The sequence below is a fragment of the Roseibium sp. RKSG952 genome, from assembly GCF_009711355.1.
Genome location: NZ_SMMF01000496.1, coordinates 1 through 1,362, shown reverse-complemented (window position 1 = coordinate 1,362; position 1,362 = coordinate 1). Strand labels below are relative to the sequence as shown.

Below are 1,362 nucleotides of genomic sequence, written 5' to 3'. Positions count from 1 at the left end.
GTCCTTCAGGGCGGGGAAGACGTTAATTACCTCGAAAGCATGACCTAGAGGCGCCAGGCATTCGCCGGCATCATACAAACAAAGACCGGGCGTTTTCAAGACACGATGATTGACCGCCCGGCATCACAAAAGATGAGACCAGGACCAGGATTATGATTGCCGAAAGCCAGTATCCGGCACTGCTTCTAAATGCGGACTATACTCCGTTCTCCATTCATCCCCTCTCCGTCATTTCGTGGCAGAACGCGGTTCGCGGCATCTTCTCTGACCGCCTAGTGACCGTTTCGGAATATGATCGCACGCTGACGGGGAAGACGTGGGAGTTCAAGCTGCCGAGCGTCGTGGCGATGCGCAACTACGTGAAGCCCAAACTTCGCGTTCCCTTCACCCGGGCCAACATCTGGATTCGGGACGAGGGCAAGTGCGTCTATTGTGGCGACAGGGTCCCGCCCAAGGATTTCACCTTCGACCACGTCATTCCGCGATCCAAGGGCGGAGGCACGGATTGGGACAACATCTCGACCGCCTGCGAACCCTGTAATCTGCACAAAGGCAACCACCTGCCGAAAGAGGTCGGAATGATTCCGAATCCATGGCCGTATCGTCCTGACAGGTTCGAGATCGCCAAGAAGGCGCGCAGGCTCGGCCGCTACCCGGCAACACCTAAGGCTTGGGTGGATTTCATCTACTGGGATTCGGAACTCGAAACCGAGTGATCGCAACTTGAGTATGGAAACCGGCCGCCAACCGATGCCGATCAGAAGGTCAGGGATGGCGGTCGGTGCTCGCTAAGACAAGAAGTCAGGTGATTCGCCGTAGACCATCTCAGCACGCCAGGGAGCGTGCAACCACCCGTGCACGATTGTCGACGCGAGCCCTGCGTTTCCCCGAACCAGTCTTCATCTCCGAAGCATAGAATTGTGTGTTCCTATTTCGAGATCCCTGTTTCGCCAGCGGTCAATGCACTTTTCAAATTTCTTCTTGTTATATTTGTTTGAAAATCCACCCTGAGAATTTCCCCAGAATTCAAGGCTCTCGCAGAGTGTGCCCATCGCTTTTCCGAAGTACTGCTGAGAACTATGGTTATTTATTTGAAAACGAACTGCACGCTGGTAGTCCTGTCTGAGATTCAGCCAAGACAGAACCTTTTCATCCTCCCAACGATCCACGCCTGACGAAGCGGTGTCCACTTCCTTTTTCGCCGCAACAAGAATCGTCATAGCCGAACAGTCAAACGAAACGCACTCCGGCATAAGCACTTCAATTCGCATGCCCTCGTCAAAACGGCATTCTCGGGCTGCATTCAGTTCAACTGTCTCATAGGTTTCTCGCTTAACGTCTTCCCCACCCTGAAGGACGGGG

General features: G+C 54.0%; 2 protein-coding genes. One reads left to right on the top strand and one right to left on the bottom strand.

What is annotated here, in order from left to right:
- Positions 1-152: 152 nt before the first annotated feature.
- Positions 153-716, top strand: coding sequence for an HNH endonuclease (locus E1297_RS01770; protein ID WP_155133128.1), 564 nt, complete (start codon positions 153-155; stop codon positions 714-716).
- A gap of 183 nt (positions 717-899) precedes the next feature.
- Here the strand turns inward: E1297_RS01770 and E1297_RS48965 are convergent.
- Positions 900-1,362, bottom strand: a 463-nt coding sequence (locus E1297_RS48965; protein ID WP_196223127.1) for a hypothetical protein, incomplete at its 5' end; no start/stop codon positions are given.

Excerpts from the sequence above, each read along its gene's own strand:
- E1297_RS01770 (WP_155133128.1), top strand. The coding sequence starts at position 153 with ATGATTGCCGAAAGCCAGTATCCGGCACTGCTTCTAAATGCGGACTAT.